2 protein-coding genes are annotated in these 2,490 nt (G+C 35.3%); both read left to right on the forward strand.

The window, feature by feature from the left end:
- On the forward strand, window positions 1-946 hold a 946-nt coding region (locus EJN67_RS13845; RefSeq protein ID WP_207208042.1), incomplete at its 5' end, for a cache domain-containing protein.
- A gap of 175 nt (window positions 947-1,121) precedes the next feature.
- Entirely contained in the window at window positions 1,122-2,264 is a 1,143-nt protein-coding gene (locus EJN67_RS13850; protein WP_129725015.1) for an ISAs1 family transposase, read from the forward strand.
- Window positions 2,265-2,490 lie beyond the last annotated feature (226 nt).

Below are 2,490 nucleotides of genomic sequence, written 5' to 3' on the forward strand. Positions count from 1 at the left end.
AATTTCATATATAATAATACTTCTATTATCTATGACCAGCAATGTAATATACTACCAGAGGATGGAAAAGAATACATTGGAAAATATAAAACGATCTAGCTTTGCTATGCTTGAACAACTACAGATAGATATGGATAATAAGTTAAGACAGGTATATGAATTAAGTAACAATATAGTATTTGATAAAAAGCTAGCCATATTGATTAAGGGAAATGATTATATATTTTCTTATAAAGATATAATGGAAGACATGATGAACTACCCTAAAAATGAGTTTATCTACGATTATTATATATATTTTTATAATACAGACCAAGTAGTTACAGCAACAGTGAAATTTCCATCGCAGCGATTTTATGACATTATGTACAGTTATGAAGGAGTAGAATATAGTAGCTGGCAAGATGAAGTTTTATCAAAATATCATTTTCATACTTATTTGCCTTCTAGACAACTAAATGCCTATAATTCAGAGAAACATAGGGTAATAACTTTTGTTCAGTCAATTCCCATAAATAGAAGTGATAGGCCACTTGGACAATTAATTATATTAATAGATGAAGAAAAGATAAGCGGCATGATAGATAAGATGCATTGGGCAGCGGGAGCTTATATCTATATAATTGATAAAAATGGAGAAACGATACTTACGTCTAAAGAGGCACCTCTTTTACCAAATGAAATCAAAAAACAGATAAGCTTATCTAGCAGTATATTTGATTATAGCATGGGTAGGGATGAAGTTACTGTACTATGCCATACATCTGAGCAAAACAATTGGAAATATGTTATGGTTATGCCTAAAAGCATATTTTTGGCTGAGATAAATCGAACTAAAACCTTTACTTTAAGTTTATCGCTATTTTGCCTAATATTAGGGGTGCCCTGGCTGACAAATCATATGGGCGATGCTTGTCGTCAAGAGTGTGACCGGATACAATGCTAATTTATTTATCAGGATGGCTGTATTTTTCTTTTCCCTACAGTAAATTGACGCAATCGGGGCAACACGGCAAAAGCATGAAGGAACATTTAGCCAATGAAAAAATTACCGATGAGATTGTATAGCCTTTTGTAGTAAACTATTGTCCATAGATATAGAAAAGTGAGGTTATATTAATATGGGCAAGAAACTATACAAAGGGAGTTTTTTTGATCACTTTATGATAATTTATGATCCAAGACAAGAGGGCAAAGTAAGGCATAAATTAATAGATGTTCTTTTTATCGCAGTAGCTGCAAGCATCTGCTACTGTAATGAGTGGCTTGATATGGAAGATTGGGCAATAGAGAATGAAGATTGGCTAAAGCAGTATCTTGAGCTACCTAATGGTATTCCCTCATGGTACACCATAGAAAGAGTATTTGATATCATAGACCCAAAGCAGTTTGAGATATGCTTTATGGAATGGATGAGGGAAATAACGAATATTAAAAAAGGGTCAGTTGTAGCTATTGATGGTAAAACCATGCGAGGGACAATTGACAAAGAATCAGGGAAGAAGGCCATTCATATTGTAAGTGCCTGGTGCAGTGAGAATAAGTTAGTCATGGGACAGGTAAAGACGGATGAGAAAAGTAATGAGATTACTGCGATCCCTGAACTTTTAGATATGTTGTTCATAAAGGGAGCAATTGTCACTATTGATGCTATGGGGTGTCAAAAAGACATTGCCAGGAAAATAGTAAAAGATGCAAAGGCAGATTATGTTTTGTCTTTAAAAGAAAATCATCCTTTACTGTACGAAGAAGTGGAAGCATATTTTAAGGATGTAGAAAAAAGCGGTTTTAATGATAAAAACATAGGTGCTCTTCGTACCATAGAAAAAGGACACGGGCGTATAGAGGAGCGATTATACTATTATTCTACAGATACAAGCTGGATGAATGTCCAAAAAGACTGGGAAAAGCTTAAAGGGATAGGAATGGTCATCCGTAGGTGTGAAATAAAAGGAAGAGTTACAGAGGAACGTGCCTACCACCTGGCAAGTGTCAATGCTGTAGAAGATTATGCAAGAGGTGTAAGGTTGCACTGGGGAGTTGAAAGCATGCACTGGAGTTTAGATGTTACGTTTCGTGAGGATGCTAACAGGACTAGGACGGGCAAGGCTCCACAAAATCTTGCAATGCTAAAGAGGTTGGCTATGAACATGGTGAAAAAAGATCAAGAAAGATATCCTAAAAGGAGCTTGAGATCAAGAAGGTTTTTAGCATCTTTGAAAAAGGATTATCTTGAGTATATTTTTAGAATAAACTTTAGATAAAGAATATATATGCTACTGGGTATATCCTTTACCGGACTACCTGGTTGATATAGCGGTAAAAGCCGAGATAAGGATATTCCGGACGTTTCCAGTACCATATCATAGTAATACCGGGGTCCATTTCTTACAATGTATACTCATTCCTTTATATAAATGCTACACTGGCATTTTAAAAAACTCCTCGGGCGAGGAGTCTGGGAGAAAATGTATTCATGCTTTTGCCGTG

Source organism: Xylanivirga thermophila (genome assembly GCF_004138105.1).
Classification (GTDB): Bacteria; Bacillota; Clostridia; order Caldicoprobacterales; family Xylanivirgaceae; genus Xylanivirga; species Xylanivirga thermophila.

What these genes read in the sequence shown, in the direction of transcription:
- EJN67_RS13850 (WP_129725015.1), top strand. Translation starts at nt 1,122, where the DNA reads ATGGGCAAGAAACTATACAAAGGGAGTTTTTTTGATCACTTTATGATA.